General features: G+C 72.6%; 15 protein-coding genes and 1 pseudogene. 10 read left to right on the forward strand and 6 right to left on the reverse strand.

Annotated elements, in window-relative coordinates:
- Window positions 1-14: 14 nt before the first annotated feature.
- Window positions 15-2,435 (reverse strand): Tex family protein, encoded by a 2,421-nt coding sequence (locus tag ABTZ54_RS11850; protein ID WP_351660452.1) that lies wholly within the window; start codon window positions 2,433-2,435, stop codon window positions 15-17.
- 120 nt (window positions 2,436-2,555) lie between these two features.
- The gene (locus tag ABTZ54_RS11855; RefSeq protein ID WP_351660455.1) at window positions 2,556-3,419 is read right to left on the reverse strand and encodes an SCO6745 family protein; all 864 of its coding nucleotides are present in this window, start codon (window positions 3,417-3,419) and stop codon (window positions 2,556-2,558) included.
- Between the two features lie 138 nt (window positions 3,420-3,557).
- Between ABTZ54_RS11855 and ABTZ54_RS11860 the strand changes: the two genes are divergently transcribed.
- Both ABTZ54_RS11860 and ABTZ54_RS11865 read left to right on the forward strand, forming a co-directional pair.
- Window positions 3,558-4,529, forward strand: a complete 972-nt coding sequence (locus ABTZ54_RS11860) for a GlxA family transcriptional regulator (RefSeq protein ID WP_351660458.1) — start codon at window positions 3,558-3,560, stop codon at window positions 4,527-4,529.
- Between the two features lie 34 nt (window positions 4,530-4,563).
- The gene (locus ABTZ54_RS11865; protein ID WP_351660461.1) at window positions 4,564-5,208 is read left to right on the forward strand and encodes a DJ-1/PfpI family protein; all 645 of its coding nucleotides are present in this window, start codon (window positions 4,564-4,566) and stop codon (window positions 5,206-5,208) included.
- A gap of 24 nt (window positions 5,209-5,232) precedes the next feature.
- Here ABTZ54_RS11865 and ABTZ54_RS11870 read toward each other — a convergent pair whose 3' ends face one another.
- A complete protein-coding gene (locus ABTZ54_RS11870; protein ID WP_351660464.1) occupies window positions 5,233-5,976 on the reverse strand; it encodes an enoyl-CoA hydratase/isomerase family protein in 744 nt (247 codons plus the stop codon).
- Between the two features lie 219 nt (window positions 5,977-6,195).
- Between ABTZ54_RS11870 and ABTZ54_RS11875 the strand changes: the two are divergent.
- Window positions 6,196-6,663, forward strand: a pseudogene (locus ABTZ54_RS11875) (ATP-binding protein); the annotation flags it as partial.
- A gap of 103 nt (window positions 6,664-6,766) precedes the next feature.
- Here ABTZ54_RS11875 and idi read toward each other — a convergent pair.
- The 3 genes from idi to ABTZ54_RS11890 all read right to left on the reverse strand — a co-directional run bounded on the left by idi (window position 6,767) and on the right by ABTZ54_RS11890 (window position 9,896).
- Window positions 6,767-7,375 (reverse strand): isopentenyl-diphosphate Delta-isomerase, encoded by a 609-nt coding sequence (gene idi / locus ABTZ54_RS11880; protein ID WP_351660467.1) that lies wholly within the window; start codon window positions 7,373-7,375, stop codon window positions 6,767-6,769.
- A 142-nt stretch (window positions 7,376-7,517) separates the two neighbouring features.
- The gene (locus tag ABTZ54_RS11885) at window positions 7,518-8,783 is read right to left on the reverse strand and encodes a bifunctional class I SAM-dependent methyltransferase/N-acetyltransferase (protein WP_351660470.1); all 1,266 of its coding nucleotides are present in this window, start codon (window positions 8,781-8,783) and stop codon (window positions 7,518-7,520) included.
- A 171-nt stretch (window positions 8,784-8,954) separates the two neighbouring features.
- A complete protein-coding gene (locus ABTZ54_RS11890; RefSeq protein ID WP_351660473.1) occupies window positions 8,955-9,896 on the reverse strand; it encodes a cation diffusion facilitator family transporter in 942 nt (313 codons plus the stop codon).
- A gap of 391 nt (window positions 9,897-10,287) precedes the next feature.
- On the opposite strand from ABTZ54_RS11890, the gene ABTZ54_RS11895 reads away from it, so the two are divergent.
- The 7 genes from ABTZ54_RS11895 to ABTZ54_RS11925 are packed head-to-tail and all read left to right on the forward strand — an operon-like array spanning window position 10,288 to window position 17,336.
- On the forward strand, window positions 10,288-12,126 hold the full coding sequence (locus ABTZ54_RS11895) for a DUF5941 domain-containing protein (protein WP_351660865.1): 1,839 nt from the start codon (window positions 10,288-10,290) through the stop codon (window positions 12,124-12,126).
- Window positions 12,123-12,872 carry a phosphocholine cytidylyltransferase family protein gene (locus ABTZ54_RS11900; RefSeq protein ID WP_351660476.1) on the forward strand — a complete coding sequence of 250 codons (750 nt, stop codon included), beginning with the start codon at window positions 12,123-12,125 and terminating at the stop codon, window positions 12,870-12,872. The genes ABTZ54_RS11895 and ABTZ54_RS11900 overlap by 4 nt, the downstream gene beginning before the upstream one ends.
- Window positions 12,860-13,921: an iron-containing alcohol dehydrogenase family protein gene (locus ABTZ54_RS11905; RefSeq protein ID WP_351660478.1), complete on the forward strand. Its 1,062-nt coding sequence runs from the start codon at window positions 12,860-12,862 to the stop codon at window positions 13,919-13,921. The genes ABTZ54_RS11900 and ABTZ54_RS11905 overlap by 13 nt, the downstream gene beginning before the upstream one ends.
- Window positions 13,899-14,678 (forward strand): CDP-alcohol phosphatidyltransferase family protein, encoded by a 780-nt coding sequence (locus tag ABTZ54_RS11910; RefSeq protein ID WP_351660481.1) that lies wholly within the window; start codon window positions 13,899-13,901, stop codon window positions 14,676-14,678. Before ABTZ54_RS11905 ends, ABTZ54_RS11910 begins: the two co-directional genes overlap by 23 nt.
- A gap of 11 nt (window positions 14,679-14,689) precedes the next feature.
- Entirely contained in the window at window positions 14,690-15,574 is an 885-nt protein-coding gene (locus ABTZ54_RS11915) for a glycosyltransferase family 2 protein (protein WP_351660484.1), read from the forward strand.
- Window positions 15,575-15,625: 51 nt separating this feature from the next.
- Window positions 15,626-16,555 carry an ABC transporter permease gene (locus ABTZ54_RS11920; protein ID WP_351660487.1) on the forward strand — a complete coding sequence of 310 codons (930 nt, stop codon included), beginning with the start codon at window positions 15,626-15,628 and terminating at the stop codon, window positions 16,553-16,555.
- Window positions 16,548-17,336, forward strand: coding sequence for an ABC transporter ATP-binding protein (locus ABTZ54_RS11925; protein ID WP_351660489.1), 789 nt, complete (start codon window positions 16,548-16,550; stop codon window positions 17,334-17,336). The genes ABTZ54_RS11920 and ABTZ54_RS11925 overlap by 8 nt, the downstream gene beginning before the upstream one ends.
- Window positions 17,337-17,377: the final 41 nt, after the last annotated feature.

Here is a 17,377-nt window from a genome sequence, read left to right on the forward strand (position 1 = left end):
CCTCCACGCTCACGTCACCGCCCGCGCCGCTTCCCGCCGCCACCGGTACCGCTGCCGCCGCCCTCGCCGAGCAGCCCCGCCTTGCGCAGGGCGTCGGCCATCGCGCTGTTGGCGGAGGCCGGGGCCGCGCCCTGGGCCTGCCCACGGCGCTGCTGCGGGGGACGCCCCCCACGGTCCCCGCCGCGCTCGCCGCCGCGCTCGCGGCGCTCACCGCGCTCCCGCTTCGGACCCGACGCGGCGGTCTCCGCCGTCGTCTCGTCGTCCAGGCGGAGGGTCAGCGAGACGCGCTTGCGCGGGATGTCGACGTCCAGGACCTTCACACGGACCACGTCGCCCGGCTTCACCACGTCCCGGGGGTCCTTGACGAAGGTCTTGGACATGGCGGACACATGGACGAGACCGTCCTGGTGCACGCCGACGTCCACGAACGCGCCGAAGGCGGCCACATTGGTGACGACGCCCTCGAGCACCATGCCCGCCACCAGGTCGCCGATCTTCTCGACGCCCTCCTTGAAGGTGGCCGTGCGGAACGCCGGGCGCGGGTCGCGGCCCGGCTTCTCCAGCTCCCGCAGGATGTCGTTGACCGTGGGCAGACCGAAGGTCTCGTCCACGAAGGCGTCCGCCCGCAGCGAGCGCAGCACGCCCGTGTTGCCGATCAGCGCGCCGACCTCGCCGCCCGCCGTCTTCACCATCCGCCGCACCACCGGGTACGCCTCGGGGTGCACCGCCGACGCGTCCAGCGGGTCGTCGCCGCCCCGGATGCGCAGGAAGCCGGCGCACTGCTCGTACGCCTTCGGGCCGAGCCGCGACACGTCCTTCAGCGCGCGCCGGGAGCGGAACGGGCCGTTGGCGTCGCGGTGGGCCACGATGTTCTCCGCGAGGCCCGCGCCGATGCCGGAGACCCGCGAAAGCAGTGGCGCGGAGGCCGTGTTGACGTCGACGCCGACGCCGTTCACACAGTCCTCGACCACCGCGTCCAGGGAGCGGGACAGCTTCACCTCGGACAGGTCGTGCTGGTACTGGCCGACCCCGATCGACTTCGGGTCGATCTTCACCAGCTCGGCCAGCGGGTCCTGGAGCCGCCGCGCGATCGACACCGCGCCGCGCAACGACACGTCCAGCTCGGGGAGTTCCTGCGAGGCGAAGGCGGACGCCGAGTACACGGACGCGCCGGCCTCCGACACCATCACCTTGGTGAGGGTCAACTCCGGGTGCTTCGCGATGAGTTCGGCGGCCAGCTTGTCCGTCTCGCGGGACGCCGTGCCGTTGCCGATGGCGACCAGCTCGACCGCGTGCTCCTTGGCGATCCTGGCCAGCTTCGCGAGCGAATCGTCCCACCGGTTCGCCGGGACGTGCGGGTAGATCGTGTCGGTGGCGACGACCTTGCCGGTCCCGTCGACCACGGCCACCTTCACGCCGGTACGGAAACCGGGGTCGAGGCCCAGCGTCGCCCGGGTGCCGGCCGGCGCGGCAAGCAGCAGGTCGCGCAGGTTCGCCGCGAACACCCGCACCGCCTCGTCCTCGGCGGCCGTGCGCAGCCGCAGCCGCAGGTCGATGCCGAGGTGGACCAGGATGCGGGTCCGCCAGGCCCAGCGGACCGTGTCCAGGAGCCACTTGTCGCCGGGGCGGCCCCGGTCGGCCACGCCGAAGCGATGGGCGACGATCGGCTCGTACGAGGAGGAGGCGGCGGCCGACGGGCTGTCGACGGGCTCCTCCGGCTCCAGCTCCAGGCTGAGCACGTCCTCCTTCTCGCCGCGCAGCATCGCGAGGATGCGGTGCGAGGGCAGCGCCGTGAAGGGCTCGGCGAAGTCGAAGTAGTCGGAGAACTTCGCCCCCGCCTCCTCGCTCCCCGCCCGCACCTTCGCGACCAGCCGGCCCCGGCCCCACATCCGCTCGCGCAGCTCGCCGATCAGGTCGGCGTCCTCCGAGAAGCGCTCGGTGAGGATCGCCCGCGCGCCCTCCAGGGCCGCCGCCGGGTCGGCGACGCCCTTGTCCGCGTCCACGAACGCGGCGGCCGCCGCCAGCGGTTCCACGGACGGGTCGCTGAGCAGCCCCTCCGCGAGCGGCGTCAGACCGGCCTCGCGGGCGATCTGCGCCTTGGTCCGCCGCTTCGGCTTGAACGGCAGGTAGATGTCTTCCAGCCGCGCCTTGGTGTCGGCGGCCCGCAGCCGCGCCTCCAGCTCGGGGGTGAGCTTGCCCTGCTCCCGTACGGAGTCGAGGACGGCGCTCCGCCGGTCCTCCAGCTCGCGCAGGTACCGCAGCCGCTCCTCCAGCGTGCGCAGCTGCGCGTCGTCGAGCATCTCCGTCGCTTCCTTGCGGTAGCGCGCGATGAACGGCACGGTCGAACCGCCGTCCAGCAGTTCGACGGCCGCCTTCACCTGTCGCTCGCGTACGCCGAGCTCCTCGGCGATCCTTGCTTCGATGGACGTCGTCACGATGTCCGACCCGCCTTCTCGTGCCTCTGGGTTGCGCAAGCATTCTGCCCGGTCGCTCACCCGTACGCGGCAACCGACCCGCCCCGGCCGGTCAGACCCTGTCCGTCAGGGCCCTGCCCGTCAGGCCTTGCCCATCAGGTCGGCCGGGAACGCGCCCGCGCCCACCACCGCCACCAGGAAGCCCTTCGACAGCTCGGTGAGACGGGCCACCCCGTCCGCGCCGAGACGCTCGTACGGGGCCGCGTCCAGGCGGTCCGTCTCGTCCTCCAGGGACTCGCGCAGGGTCACCCCGGCGTCCGTGAGCTCGCCCTCGGGGTCGAGCAGCCCGCGCCCGCGCAGCCGCTCCACGGCCGCGTCCCAGTCCGCGCGCCGCCAGCCCCGGGTGTCGAGGAGCCAGCGGGGGCTCATGCCGCGGCCGGTGGCGGTATGGGTGACCAGCGCCTCCAGCGGGTCGAGCCCGGCGGTCAGCAGGGCTGTCAGGTGTCCGTCGCCGCGGTGCTCGCGGAGCAGTGTCGTCGCGTGCCACAGGCGCAGGTGCGGGGCGTCCGGGACCGGCAGGTCGGCGTTGCCGGAGTACAGCGGGCGGGCGTGCCGGGTGCAGCCCTCGGCGGCGCGCAGCGCCAGGTCGGCCGCCTCGGCCAGCTCCGGCGAGGCCAGGGCCTCGGCGCCGAGCAGGCGGTTCAGGGTGGTGTCCATCGCGCGCAGCCGGGCGTCGAGCACGGCGGCGGGGGAGGCGGTCTCCCAGACGGCCGGCAGGTGCCGGGCGAGCAGCTCGTGGGCGTAGTTGTAGAAGGTCGCGGCGACGGTCCCGGCCCCCACGGCCCCGAGCGGGGCGCTGCGCGCGGCCAGCCGCATGGCGGCCGCGTCCTCGAAGCCGAGCTCCTTGAACTCCGTGTCCAGGTCGGGCGAGAAGAACAGCGGCGCGTGCAGCAGGTTCATCTGGTGGGCGCAGCGGCGGACCGAGAGGGGCGGCAGATTCGTCATGCGGCGCACCTTACCTACCGGCCGGTACGGAGGGAACGGCAGGATCGGGCCCTCCGTACTCCTTCAGGCCTCTCCATGGCAGAAAAGGTGGGCTGCCCGTCCTTGCGGCCGTGCGCGCGCCCGGCGAAGGATGGGCCCATGCCCCAACGACCCGTCCTCGTCGTCCTCTTCGACGGCGTGCAGAGCCTCGACGTCACCGGACCGGTGGAGGTGTTCTCCGGCGGCGGGCGGGTGGCCGGGGTCCCGGACGCCTATCCGATCCGCACCGCCTCCCTCGACGGCGGCCCGGTCCGCACGTGCAGCGGGCTGCGCCTGCTCCCCGACTCCGGTCTCGCCGAGGCCGTCGCCGACGGGCCCCCGCACACCCTCCTCGTCCCGGGCGGCGAGGGCACCCGCCACCCGGACCCCGCTCTGGTCGACTGGCTGCGCGCGCAGGGCCCGCGGGCCGAGCGGCTGGTCTCCGTCTGCACCGGGGCGCTGCTGCTCGCCGAGGCGGGCCTGCTCGACGGCCACCGGGTCACCACCCACTGGATCGCCTGCGCGCAGCTCGCCCGCGAGCACCCCGCCGTCGAGGTGGACCCCGACCGGATCTTCGTACGGGACGGGCGGCTCGCCACGTCCGCCGGCGTCACCGCGGGCATCGACCTGGCGCTCGCCCTCGTCGAGGAGGACCTGGGCCGCGACGCCGCCCTGACCGTCGCCCGTCACCTGGTCGTCTTCCTGCGCAGGCCCGGCAACCAGGCCCAGTTCAGCGCCCAGCTCTCCGCCCAGACCGCGCGCAGGGAACCGCTGCGCGAGCTCCAGCACTGGATCACCGAGCACCCCGACGACGACCTGTCGGTCGAGGCGCTGGCCGCCCGCGCCCGGCTGTCGCCCCGTCACTTCGCGCGCGCCTTCCAGGCCGAGACCGGCACCACCCCCGGCCGCTACGTCGACCGGGTGCGCGTCGAACACGCCCGCCGGCTCCTGGAGGAGACCACCCGCGGTGTCGAGGAGGTCTCCCGCGCGGCCGGCTACGGCACCCCCGAGGCCATGCGCCGCGCCTTCCTCAAGGCGCTCGGCACCGCCCCGGCGGAGTACCGCCGCCGCTTCCACGCACCCGTCCTCTGACCCGTACCGACCCCTCCCAGGAAAGGGAACGTTCATGCAGATCGCCGTCCTGCTCTACGACCGCTTCACCACGCTCGACGCCGTCGGCGCGTACGAACTGCTCGCCCGGCTGCCCGGGGCCGAGACCGTATTCGTGGCCAAGGAGGCGGGCCCGGTCCGCAACGACCAGGGCAGCCTCGCGCTCCTCGCGGACCGGACCCTCGCGGAGGTGCCGCACCCGGACATCGTCCTGGTCCCGGGCGGCCCCGACGCCCGCGAGGCCATGGCGGACCCGGAGATCCTGGCCTGGCTGCGCACCGCCGACGCCACCAGCACCTGGACCACCTCGGTCTGCACGGGCTCGCTGATCCTGGCCGCGGCGGGGCTCCTCACGGGCCGCCGGGCCACCAGCCACTGGCTCGCCCTCGACGAACTGGCCGCGTTCGGCGTCGAGTCCACCGGCGAGCGGGTGGTCTTCGACGGCAAGTACGTCACGGCCGCCGGGGTCTCCTCCGGCATCGACATGGCGCTGCACCTGCTCGGCCGGATCGCCGGCGACGAGACCGCGCAGACGATCCAGCTGCTCACCGAGTACGACCCGCAGCCGCCGTACGACGCGGGCTCCCCGGACAAGGCCCCGGCCGCGTTGGTCGCCCACTGGCGCGGCCAGGCGGCGAAGGCCCCGGTCCAGGGGCTGTAGGGCCGGTCCGAAGGACCCCGGGTGTCAGAGCCCGTACGTGAAGCGGGCCGCGCGGCCCTCCAGGAAGGCGGCGACCCCCTCGGCGGTGTCGCCGCTGCCGCGCGCCCGCTCCGCCCAGTGCGCGTCCCGGTCGGTGCGCCCGTCCGCGAACTCCTTGGCCGCCGCCTGGGTGAGCAGCGAGCGGGAGACGAGGGTCCGGGTGAACTCGGCGACCCGCTTGTCGAGTTCGCCCACCGGCAGGACCTCGTCGACGAGTCCGGTCCGCAGCGCCCGCTCGGTGTCGACGAACTCGCCGGAGAACAGCAGGTGCTTGGCGGCCGAGGGGCCCACCAGGGCGGCGAGCCGCCGGGTGGAGGAGGACGGGTAGACGATGCCCAGCTTCGCCGGGGTCACCCCGAAGCGGGCGCCCTCCTCGGCGAAACGCAGGTCGCAGGCGGCGGCGAGCTGGCTGCCGCCGCCCACGCAGAAGCCGCGGACCGCCGCCAGGGTCGGCTTGGGGAAGGCGGCGAGCGCCTCCTCGGCCCGTACCGCGAGCGTCTGCTGCTCGTCGCCCGGCTCGCGCAGCGTGGAGATGTCGGCCCCGGCGCAGAAGGTCTCGCCCGCGCCCGTCAGGACCAGTGCGCGCACGGCGGGGTCGGCGGCGAGCGGGCCGAGCAGCTCCGGCAGCGCCCGCCACATCGCGGCGGTCATGGCGTTGCGCTTGGCCGGGTTCGCGATGACGACGGTGGCGACCTCGTCGGCGACGGTGACGGTCAGCTGGGGCTCCATGCGCCGGATGCTATCCGGGCGGCAGTATCGTCACACCGGCGCACCCTCCGAAGGTGTCAGCAGTGCGTCAAGAGCAGTCGAACAACTGACGTTGGCATACTCACCCGATCAGAACGTGGCCGATAAGTGTCGACTTCTGGTCAGTAGCCCGGGGGACCCCGGCGGATTATCAAGACTCGACCCGTGGCGACAATCGAGCACGAGGGCGGGAGCCGGATGATGGACAGCCGCGGGAGCGTCCCCGCCCGGCCACCGTCCTACGAAGGGGTCTGGCGCTTCACCGCTCCCGCGGTCGACGTGTCCGTGCCGCAGGCCCGGCACGCGGTGCGCGACCTGCTGGCCCGTCAGTCCGTACCGGTCCACGAGGACACCCTCCAGGGGCTGCTCCTCATCGTTTCCGAACTGGTCACCAACGCGGTCAAGCACGCCGCGCTGCTCTCCCCGGAGATAGCGGTGGAGGTGGCGATCGGGGCGGAGTGGATCCGGGTGTCCGTCGAGGACAACCATCCGTACCGCCCCAAGGCGCTGGAGGCCGACTGGGGCCAGACCGGCGGGCGCGGGCTGCTGCTCGTGCGCGAGATCGCCCTGGAGTCGGGCGGCGCCTGCGACGTGGAGCACACCGCGACCGGCGGCAAGATCATCTGGGCCGCGCTGCCGCTGAACCCGTTCGTGCCCGGCCAGGCGCCGACGGGTCCTGTGGCACCCGTCGGAGCGGCGCCGGGCCCGCGGCCCGACGCCGTCCAGGGGGGCCCGGGACCCGCTCAGGGGTTCCCGGGCGCCCGCCCCGGGATCACCAGCCCCCGGCCGGACCCGTCAGCTCCCTGATCGCCGGACGCGCCGCGTCGAGCACCGTCATGAACCAGGCGGAGAACGGCGCGGACGCGTGGCGCTCGGCCAGCTCGGCCGCGGTCACGAAGTCGGTCTCGCCGACCTCCTCCGGATCCGGCCGCGGCCCGGACTGCACCAGGCCGACGAAGAGATGGTTGAACTCCTGCTCCACCAGGCCCGAGGCCGGGTCCGGGTGGTTGTAGCGGACCGTGCCCGCCTCCGCCATCAGCGAGGGCGAGACGCCCAGCTCCTCGAAGGTGCGCCGGGCGGCGGCGGCGAACGGTGCCTCGCCCGGGTACGGGTGGCCGCAGCAGGTGTTCGACCAGACGCCGGGGGAGTGGTACTTGCCCAGCGCCCGGCGCTGGAGCAGCAGCCGGCCCGACTCGTCGAAGAGGAAGACCGAGAACGCCCGGTGCAGCTGCCCCGGCGCCTGGTGAGCGGCCAGCTTCTCCGCCGTACCGATCGTGACGCCGTCCTCGTCGACCAGTTCGAGCATGATCGACGCGTCGGCCGCGGTCGGCTGCGTGCCGTTCGACGCGCTCTGGTCCACGGTGGCTGATGTGGTCGGCATACCCATCCTTCGCTTCGGTCCTCGCCCTCGCGGGGCGACCTCAGTCTGCCGCACAAAAGCGGCTTGTCCGTACTTCGGCGGCCTGACATGACCGCTCCCACCGCACCGGAGTACACCCGGTGCGGCGGGAGCGGCCGGCGGGTCAGACCCCGAAAGCCGCCGGATAGGAGATCGTGCCCCTGGTCACGGCCCCGGAACCGTCGAGATCCAGAGCCATCATGGCCTCGTCCGGAACCTCGAAGGTCGGCCGGATTCCATACTCGGACGCACGTACGAACCCGAACCGGGGGTAGTACTCCGGATGGCCCAGCACCAGGACGAGCCGCTCCCCACGCAGCCGCGCCGCGTCGAGCACCGCCCGCACGACGGCCTGCCCGGCACCCGTGCGCTGGTACGCGGGGGCCACCGCGACCGGTGCCAGGGCGGCCGCCGGGACACCGTCCACCCGGCAGCGGGTGATCAGCGCGTACGCGGCGACCGTGCCGTCCGGCGCCTCGGCCACGTGACTCAGCCCCGGCAGCCAGGCGTCCGGGTCCTCGCGCAGGGCGTCGACGAGACCGGCCTCGTCCGGCGTGGCGAAGGCCGCCGCGTTGATCTCCCGTACGAGGGGGATGTCGGCCGCGGTCTCCTCGCGGGTCCGCCACCTCGGGTCGGCGGGGCGCAGCACGAACCCGGCGTAGCCGTAGTCCGAGCCGTGCGCGCGGCGCAGCGCGATCTCGGCGCGGGCCCCGGCCACGGCCTCGGCCATGCCGGGCACCGTGAGGTCCGCCGCGTCGGCGTGCGCGGCGAGCGGACCGTAGTACTCGTCCCAGTCGCCCTCCGGCTGGAGGTGGGTGCCCAGGACGTGGAAGCCGGCCCCGACGGCCGCCGCCGCGTTCCGGGCGACGGTGCGGAGCCGGTAGTGCTCCTCCCAGAAGGCGCGGGCCTCGTCGCCCGGCTCCTCGGTGGTCCAGACGCACTCGGTGAGCACCAGGGTGCCGCCGGGGGCGAGGAGCCGGCGCCACTCGGCGAGCGCCCGGTCGAAGCCGATCACCCAGGCCGAGCTCTCGGCCCAGACGAGGTCGAAGGAGCCGTCGGGCAGCTCCTCGAGGGCGCCCATGTCGGCGCGCAGGTTGTGGATCCGGTCGTCGAGGCCGCGAGCGGCGGCCGTGCGGCGCAGCTCGGCCAGGAACGGCTCGTGCAGGTCGACGGCGGTCACCTCGGCGTCCGCCTCGGCGGCGAGCAGCAGCGCGGAGCGGCCGGGACCGCAGCCCAGGTCGAGCACGCGCGGGCGCTCGGGCAGCGGGCCCGCCAGGGAGAGCAGACGGCGGGTGGTGGCGTCGGAGCCCGGGCCCTGCCGCGGCAGACCGTGGTGCAGGGCGAAGAAGGCGTCGTGGAGCGCGGTGGTGGTGATGTCGTTGTCGGACAACGTGGGAAACCCTTTGGATGTGAGGGCCCCGGCCGACCGGAGGATCAGGTCAGCCGGAGACCCGGAGGCTGAGGGACGACCGGGCGCTGCCGCTGCGGGCAGCCTCCATCGCGACGGTCATCAACCTCAGCTCCTCTCCACACTCACGTTCGTACCCCGCCAGGCTAACAGTCAGAGGCAGAGCTTGGCCTCGTGCTCGGCGTGGCCGGCCGGCTCCAGCTGGAAGGTGCAGTGCTCGACGTCGAAGTGCGAGCCCAGGCAGCCCTGGAGGTCGTGCAGCATCTTCTCGTGGCCGATCGCGTCCAGGGTGTCCTGGCTCACGACCACGTGCGCCGAAAGGACCGGCATGCCCGAGGTGATCGTCCAGGCGTGCAGGTCGTGCACGTCCTCGACGCCCGGCAGGGCCAGGATGTGCGCCCGCACCTCCGCCATGTCCACGCCCTTGGGGGCCGCCTCCAGGAGCACGTCCAGCGTCTCCCGCAGCAGCTTGACCGTGCGCGGCACGATCATCAGGCCGATCACGATCGAGGCGATCGGGTCCGCGTAGGACCAGCCGGTGGCCAGGATGATGCCCGCCGCGACCAGCACCGTCACCGAGCCGAGGGCGTCGGCCAGCACCTCCAGGTAGGCGCCCCGGACGTTCAGGCTCTCCTTCTGGCCGCGCATCAGCAGCGACAGCGAGATGATGTTGGCGACCAGGCCGATCAGCGCGAAGACGATGGTCAGCCCGCCCTTGGTGGCGGCCGGCTCCATGAAGCGCTGGATCGCCTCGTACAGCACGTAGCCGCCGACGCCGAGCAGCAGGAGACAGTTGGCCAGCGCGGCGAGGATCTCGGCGCGGGCGTAGCCGTAGGTGCGGTTGACCGACGGCGGCCGGTTGGCGAAGTGGATCGCGAGCAGCGCCATTCCGAGGCCGAGCGCGTCCGTCGCCATGTGGGCCGCGTCGGCGATCAGCGCGAGCGAGTCGGACAGGATGCCGCCGATGATCTCGACGACCATCACGGAGAGCGTGATGCCGAGTGCGATCCGCAGTCGGCTCCGATAGGCCGCGGCCGCGGTGCCGGTGGGCGGCGGCCCCCCGTGACTGTGTCCGTGGTCGTGTCCAGCCCCCATGGCCATGCCTCCCGATGCGTCGTCCGCTGTGCCCCGATTCGCAAGTGAACTACGGGTGGGGGGTATGTGCAACACGGCACTGAACACCGTTGTCATATGCTCTGACCTGCGACGATGTGGCTGGGATCCGATCTTGACCACGGCTGCTCCACGGACGGTTTGTGAGGCGGGCCGCCGATCGCCCATGATGATCTCCGCAGGGCGCGACGCACCGGCACGGACGCTAGTGGACCCGGGGGAGTCCGCACCGCGAAACCTCGGTGAACTCGCCCTTCCGTCATCCGATAGCCTCAGCCGACGTGCCGCGCCCGGTGCCGGGCCGCACCGCCGCGCCCGGGCCGTGCCCCGGGCCCCGCCGGCCCGTCCGCCAGCTCCAAGGAGTGAGTCCGTCCTGTCGACCGCCATCCTCACCGGTCCGCCGGTACCCGGATCGTCGCTCGACGCCGATCTGCGCTCCCTCGGCTTCCACGTCGAGGTCGCCTCCGGTCCGCACGGGACGAGCGGCCTGCTCGCCGCCGTACCCGCCGGGCAGCGCGTCGCCGTCGTGGACCCCCGCTTCGTCGGCCACGTCCACGCCCTGCGGCTCGCCCTCACCGACCCCCGCTTCCCGGCCGCCGCCGCGCCCGGCGCCCTCACCGCGCAGCCCGAGGCCCGCCCGGCCCTGGTCCGCGCGCTGGCGGCCGCCGAGGCCGGAGCGCCGGCGGTCGTCGCCGGGCCCGCCGCCACCGCCCCGTACGACGTCGTGGACAACCTCCCCGACACCCTCGCCACCGCGCTCGACGCCGACGGCGTCGCCGTGCACCGGCCGGCGCTCGGCACCCTCGTCGCCGCCGTCCCCGAGGACGCCGAGGCCCGCCACCAGGCGCGGGCCGGCGTCGCGGCCGTCGACGACGAGGCCGTACGGCTGCGCAACGCCGTGAAGGCCCACGACGGCTTCTTCACCACCTTCTTCATCAGCCCGTACTCCCGGTACATCGCCCGCTGGTGCGCGCGCCGCGGACTGACCCCCAACCAGGTCACCACCGCCTCGCTGCTCACCGCGCTGATCGCGGCCGGCTGCGCCGCCACCGGCGAGCGCACCGGCTACATCGCCGCGGGCGTCCTGCTCCTGGTCTCCTTCGTCCTCGACTGCACCGACGGGCAGCTCGCCCGCTACGCGCTGAAGTACTCGACGATGGGCGCCTGGCTCGACGCCACTTTCGACCGCGCCAAGGAGTACGCCTTCTACGCGGGCCTCGCCCTCGGCGCGGCCCGCGACGGCGACGACGTGTGGGCGCTCGCGCTCGGCGCGATGGTCCTGATGATCTGCCGGCACGTGGTCGACTTCTCGTTCAACGAGGCCAACGCCGAGAGCACCGGCGCCGCCGCCAAGACCAGCCTGTCCGTCTCCAGCAGGCTCGACAGCGTCGGCTGGACCGTCTGGGCCCGGCGCATGATCATCCTGCCGATCGGCGAGCGCTGGGCGATGATCGCGGTCCTCACCGCTGTCACCACCCCCCGGATCGTCTTCTGGGCCCTGATCGTCGGCTGCGCCTTCGGCGCCTGCTACACGACGGCCGGGCGCGTGCTCCGCTCGCTGACCCGCAAGGCGCAGCGGACGGACCGGGCGGCGCGGGCGCTTGCGGACCTCGCGGACTCAGGCCCGCTGGCCGAGCTCGCGGGCCGACTGGCCCGCCGCACCGGGCTGACGGCGATGCCCCCGCTGGTCCTGGCGTTCATCGCCGCGGGCGTCCTGCTCCCCGCCGTCCTCGGCCGCCCCTTCGGGGACGGAGGGACCGTCGTCGCCGCCGTGCTGTACGTGATGTTCGCCGGCGCGGCCGTCGCCCGCCCCCTCAAGGGCGCCCTCGACTGGCTCGTCCCGCCGCTCTTCCGCGCCGCCGAGTACACCACCGTCCTCGTGCTGGCCGCCAAGGCCGACTCCGCCCAAGCGCTCCCCGCCGCATTCGGGCTGGTCGCGGCGGTCGCCTACCATCACTACGACACGGTGTACCGCATTCGCGGCGGCACCGGCGCGCCGCCCGCCTGGCTGGTGCGCACCGTCGGCGGCCACGAGGGACGCACGCTCGTGGTGGCCGTACTCGCCGCCCTGCTGGCGAACCGCGGCAACGACTTCACCTCGGCGCTCACCGCACTCGCGGTCGCCGTCGGCCTCGTGGTCCTCGTGGAGTCCATCCGCTTCTGGGTCTCCTCCGGAGCACCCGCCGTTCACGACGAAGGAGAAACAGCATGATCGGCCTCGTACTGGCAGCCGGTGCCGGACGCCGTCTGCGCCCCTACACCGACACGCTTCCGAAGGCCCTCGTGCCCGTGGACCGCGAAGGTGACGGCTCGCTGACCGTCCTCGACCTCACGCTGAAGAACTTCGCCGAGGTCGGCCTCACCGAGGTCGCGATCGTCGTCGGCTACCGCAAGGAGGCCGTGTACGCGCGCAAGGAGGCCCTGGAGGCCAAGTACGGCGTCGAGATCACGCTGATCGACAACGACAAGGCCGAGGAGTGGAACAACGCCTACTCCCTGTGGTGCGCCCGTGACGTCCTGAAGAAGGGCGTCATCCTCGCCAACGGCGACACCGTCCACCCGGTCTCCGTCGAGAAGACCCTGCTCGCCGCGCGCGGTGAGGGCCAGAAGATCATCCTCGCCCTCGACACGGTGAAGAACCTCGCCGACGAGGAGATGAAGGTCGTCACCGCCGAGGGCAAGGGCGTCCAGAAGATCACGAAGCTGATGGACCCGGCCGACGCGACCGGCGAGTACATCGGTGTCACCCTCATCGAGGCCGAGGCCGCCGAGGAGCTCGCCGACGCCCTGAAGGCCACCTTCGAGCGCGACCCCGACCTCTACTACGAGGACGGCTACCAGGAGCTCGTGAACCGCGGCTTCACCGTCGACGTGGCGCCCATCGGCGACATCAAGTGGGTGGAGATCGACAACCACGACGACCTGGCGAAGGGCCGTGACATCGCGTGCCAGTACTGACCCGGCTCATTCCCTCGCCGGTCGTCGTCGACATCCGCGGAGGAGCGCTGGACGACCTGTCCACGCTCCTCGCGGACCAGCGGATCTCCAGCAACGGCCGGATCGCCGTCGCCATCAGCGGCGGCTCCGGCCTGAAGCTGCGTGACCGCTTCGCCCCCGAGCTCCCGGACGCCGACTGGTACCCGGTGTCCGGCGGCACCATCGACGAGGCCGTGAAGCTGGCCGACGCGATGCGCGGCAAGCGGTACGACGCGGTCGTGGCCCTCGGTGGCGGCAAGATCATCGACGTCACGAAGTACGCGGCGGCCCGGGTGGGCCTGCCGCTCGTCGCCATCGCCACCAACCTGTCGCACGACGGCATCTGCTCGCCGATCTCCACCCTGGACAACGACAACGGCCGGGGCTCCTACGGTGTGCCGACCCCGATCGCTCTCGTCATCGACCTGGACGTGATCCGGGACGCCCCGGCGCGCTTCGTGCGCTCCGGCATCGGCGACGCGATCTCCAACCTCTCCGCCATCGCCGACTGGGAGCTCTCCCACCGCGAGACCGGCGAGAAGGTCGACGGCCTGGCCGCCGCCATGGCCCGCAGCGCGGGCGAGGCGGTGCTCCGGCACCCCGGCGGCGTCGGCGACGACGACTTCCTCGTCACGCTCTCCGAGGGCCTGGTGATGTCCGGCATCGCCATGTCGATCAGCGGCGACAGCCGCCCCTCCTCGGGCGCCTGCCACGAGATCAGCCACGCCTTCGACCTGCTCTTCCCGACCCGGGCGGCCAGCCACGGCGAGCAGTGCGGCCTCGGCGCCGCCTTCGCCATGCACCTGCGCGGCGCCGCCGAGGAGTCCGCGCAGATGGTCGCCACGCTGCGGCGGCACGGCCTGCCCGTGCTCCCGGAGGAGATGGGCTTCAGCGTGGACGAGTTCGTCCGGGCCGTGGAGTTCGCCCCGCAGACCCGGCCCGGCCGGTTCACCATCCTTGAGCACCTCGACCTGTCCACAGACCAGATCAGGGACGCGTACGCCGACTATGCAAAAGCCATCGGTAGCTGAGCTCCGCCCGGTCGTCCACCCCCCGGGTGTGAAGGACCGGCGGAGCGGCGAACACTGGGGCGGCCGCCTCTACATGCGGGAGATCTCCCTCAGGATCACCCGGCACCTGGTGACCACCCGGATCACGCCGAACCAGCTCACCTACGTGATGACGCTCGCCGGCGTCCTCGCGGCCCCCGCCCTGCTGATCCCCGGGATCCCCGGGGCGCTGCTCGGCGTGCTCATGGTCCAGCTCTATCTGCTGCTCGACTGCGTCGACGGCGAGGTGGCCCGCTGGAAGAAGCAGTACTCGCTGGCCGGTGTGTACCTGGACCGGGTCGGCGCCTACCTGTGCGACGCGGCCGTCCTGGTCGGCTTCGGCCTGCGCGCCGCCGACCTGTGGGGCAGCGGCCGGATCGACTGGCTGTGGGCCTTCCTGGGCACGCTCGCCGCGCTCGGCGCCATCCTGATCAAGGCCGAGACCGACCTGGTCGGCGTCGCCCGGCACCAGGGCGGACTGCCTCCGGTCAAGGAGGCGGCGTCCGAGCCGCGCTCCTCCGGCATGGCGCTGGCCCGCCGGGCGGCCGGGGCGCTCAAGTTCCACCGGCTGATCCTCGGGATCGAGGCCTCCCTGCTGATCCTGGCGCTCGCGGTCGCGGACCAGATCCGCGGCGACCTGTTCTTCTCGCGGCTCGGCGTCGCCGTCCTGGCCGGCATCGCGCTGCTCCAGACGGTGCTGCACCTGGTGTCGATCCTGGCCTCCAGCAGGCTGAAGTGAGGGCCGCGGTCATGGCGGAGCCGATGAAGCTGGGTGCCGTCGTCATCACGATGGGCAACCGGCCCGACGACCTGCGCGCGCTGCTCGACTCGGTGGCCCGGCAGGACGGCGAGCGGGTCGAGGTCGTGGTCGTCGGCCAGGGCGTCGAGATCACCGACGTACCCGAGGGCGTCCGCACGGTCTGTCTGCCGGAGAACGTGGGCATCCCGGCCGGCCGCAACGTCGGCATCGAGGCCTTCGGCCCCGGCGGCACCGACGTCGACGCGCTGCTCTTCCTCGACGACGACGGGCTGCTCGCCAACACCGACACCGCCGAGCTGATCCGCCAGGCCTTCACCGCCGATCCGAAGCTGGGCATCATCAGCTTCCGGATCGCCGACCCGGAGACCGGACAGACCCAGCGCCGGCACGTGCCGCGGCTGCGGGCCTCGGACCCGATGCGCTCCTCGCGGGTGACCACCTTCCTCGGCGGCGCCAACGCGGTGCGGACCAAGGTCTTCGCGGAGGTGGGCGGTCTTCCGGACGCGTTCTTCTACGCGCACGAGGAGACCGATCTGGCCTGGCGGGCGCTCGACGCCGACTGGATGATCGACTACCGTTCCGACATGGTGCTGCTGCACCCCACCACCCCGCCGTCCCGGCACGCGACGTACCACTTCAACGTGGCCCGCAACCGCGTGTGGCTGGCACGTCGCAATCTGCCCGCGCCCCTGGTGCCGGTCTATCTCGGCGTCTGGCTGCTCCTCACCCTGGCACGGCGACCCTCCGTATCCGCCCTCAAGGCCTGGTTCGGCGGTTTCCGGGAGGGCTGGACGGCCTCCTGCGGGCCGCGGCACCCCATGAGGTGGCGTACGGTGTGGCGGCTGACCCGACTGGGTCGCCCGCCCGTGGTCTGACATCGTGGTACCCGACTTGCCGCGCATCTTGAACACGAAAGTTTTCGACTTGTGAGTGACACATCCCAGGACGGTGGGGTCGTGACGAGCACCCGGCCGTCCGCAGACGACGGCCTGAGCGCTGCCGAGCTGGCCGCCAAGCACGGCCTCTCGGTCAGCGGCGCCCGGCCGGGGCTCGCGGAGTACGTCCGCCAGCTGTGGGGCCGCAGGCACTTCATCCTCGCGTTCTCCCAGGCCAAGCTCACCGCGCAGTACAGCCAGGCCAAGCTGGGCCAGGTGTGGCAGGTGGTGACCCCCCTGCTCAACGCGGCGGTCTACTTCCTGATCTTCGGCCTGATCCTGAACGCGGACCGGGGCATGTCGCGCTCCGTGTACATCCCGTTCCTGGTGACGGGCGTGTTCGTGTTCACCTTCACGCAGAGCTCGGTCATGGCCGGCGTCCGCGCGATCTCGGGCAACCTCGGCCTGGTGCGGGCCCTGCACTTCCCCCGCGCCTCGCTGCCGATCTCGTTCTGCCTCCAGCAGCTCCAGCAGCTGCTGTTCTCGATGATCGTGCTCGTCCTCATCGCGATCGCCTTCGGCAGCTACCCGTCGGCGTCCTGGCTGCTGCTCGTCCCGGCCCTGGTGCTCCAGTTCGTCTTCAACGCCGGTCTCGCCATGATCGTGGCGCGGATGGGCGCCAAGACCCCCGACCTGGCGCAGCTGATGCCTTTCATCATGCGCACCTGGATGTACGCCTCGGGCGTCATGTTCTCCATCCCGGTGATGCTGGAGGACAAGCCGGCCTGGCTCGCCGACCTGCTCCAGTACAACCCGGCCGCCCTGCACATGGACCTGGTCCGGTTCGCGCTCATCGACGGCTACGGTGGGTCCAACCTTCCGCCGCACGTCTGGTTCGTGACCCTCGCCTGGGCCGTGGTGATCGGCGCGGGCGGCTTCGTCTACTTCTGGAAGGCCGAGGAGAGGTACGGCCGTGGCTGACCACGACACCGAGGGCCGGGTGCCCACCGTCATCGCGGACGACGTCCACATCGTCTACCGGGTCAACGGCGGAGGCGGCGGCAAGGGCAGCGCCACCGCCGCCCTGAGCCGCATCATCAAGCGCCGGAAGGGCGACGCCGAGCGCGGCGTCCGCAAGGTGCACGCCGTGCGCGGTGTCTCCTTCACCGCGTACCGGGGCGAGGCCATCGGCCTCATCGGCTCCAACGGCTCGGGCAAGTCGACCCTGCTGCGCGCCATCGCGGGCCTGCTCCCCACCGAGAGCGGCAAGGTCTACACCGACGGCCAGCCCTCGCTGCTCGGCGTCAACGCGGCGCTCATGAGCGACCTGACCGGCGAGCGCAATGTGATCCTCGGCGGCCTCGCCATGGGCATGAGCCGCGAGGAGGTGAAGAGCCGATATCAGGACATCGTCGACTTCTCCGGGATCAACGAGAAGGGCGACTTCATCTCGCTCCCGATGCGGACCTACTCGTCCGGCATGGGCGCCCGGCTCCGCTTCGCCATCGCGGCCGCCAAGCAGCACGACGTCCTCATGATCGACGAGGCGCTCGCGACCGGCGACCGCAAGTTCCAGATCCGCTCCGAGCAGCGCATCCGTGAGCTGCGCAAGGAGGCCGGCACGGTCTTCCTGGTCAGCCACAGCAACAAGTCGATCAGGGACACCTGCGACCGCGTGCTCTGGCTGGAGAAGGGCGAGCTGCTCATGGACGGCCCGACCGACGAGGTCATCGCCGCCTACGAGCGGGAGACCGGCAAGTAGTCCCTCACCCGGACCCCCGGGACACGCCTCGGCCGCCCACC

This window comes from Streptomyces sp. NPDC094032, from assembly GCF_040303965.1.
Taxonomy (GTDB): Bacteria; Actinomycetota; Actinomycetes; order Streptomycetales; family Streptomycetaceae; genus Streptomyces.

What these genes read in the sequence shown, in the direction of transcription:
- ABTZ54_RS11855 (WP_351660455.1), bottom strand. Translation starts at nt 3,419, where the DNA reads ATGACGAATCTGCCGCCCCTCTCGGTCCGCCGCTGCGCCCACCAGATG.
- ABTZ54_RS11860 (WP_351660458.1), top strand. Translation starts at nt 3,558, where the DNA reads ATGCCCCAACGACCCGTCCTCGTCGTCCTCTTCGACGGCGTGCAGAGC.
- ABTZ54_RS11865 (WP_351660461.1), top strand. Translation starts at nt 4,564, where the DNA reads ATGCAGATCGCCGTCCTGCTCTACGACCGCTTCACCACGCTCGACGCC.
- ABTZ54_RS11870 (WP_351660464.1), bottom strand. Translation starts at nt 5,976, where the DNA reads ATGGAGCCCCAGCTGACCGTCACCGTCGCCGACGAGGTCGCCACCGTC.
- idi (WP_351660467.1), bottom strand. Translation starts at nt 7,375, where the DNA reads ATGCCGACCACATCAGCCACCGTGGACCAGAGCGCGTCGAACGGCACG.
- ABTZ54_RS11890 (WP_351660473.1), bottom strand. Translation starts at nt 9,896, where the DNA reads ATGGGGGCTGGACACGACCACGGACACAGTCACGGGGGGCCGCCGCCC.
- ABTZ54_RS11900 (WP_351660476.1), top strand. Translation starts at nt 12,123, where the DNA reads ATGATCGGCCTCGTACTGGCAGCCGGTGCCGGACGCCGTCTGCGCCCC.
- ABTZ54_RS11910 (WP_351660481.1), top strand. Translation starts at nt 13,899, where the DNA reads ATGCAAAAGCCATCGGTAGCTGAGCTCCGCCCGGTCGTCCACCCCCCG.
- ABTZ54_RS11915 (WP_351660484.1), top strand. Translation starts at nt 14,690, where the DNA reads ATGGCGGAGCCGATGAAGCTGGGTGCCGTCGTCATCACGATGGGCAAC.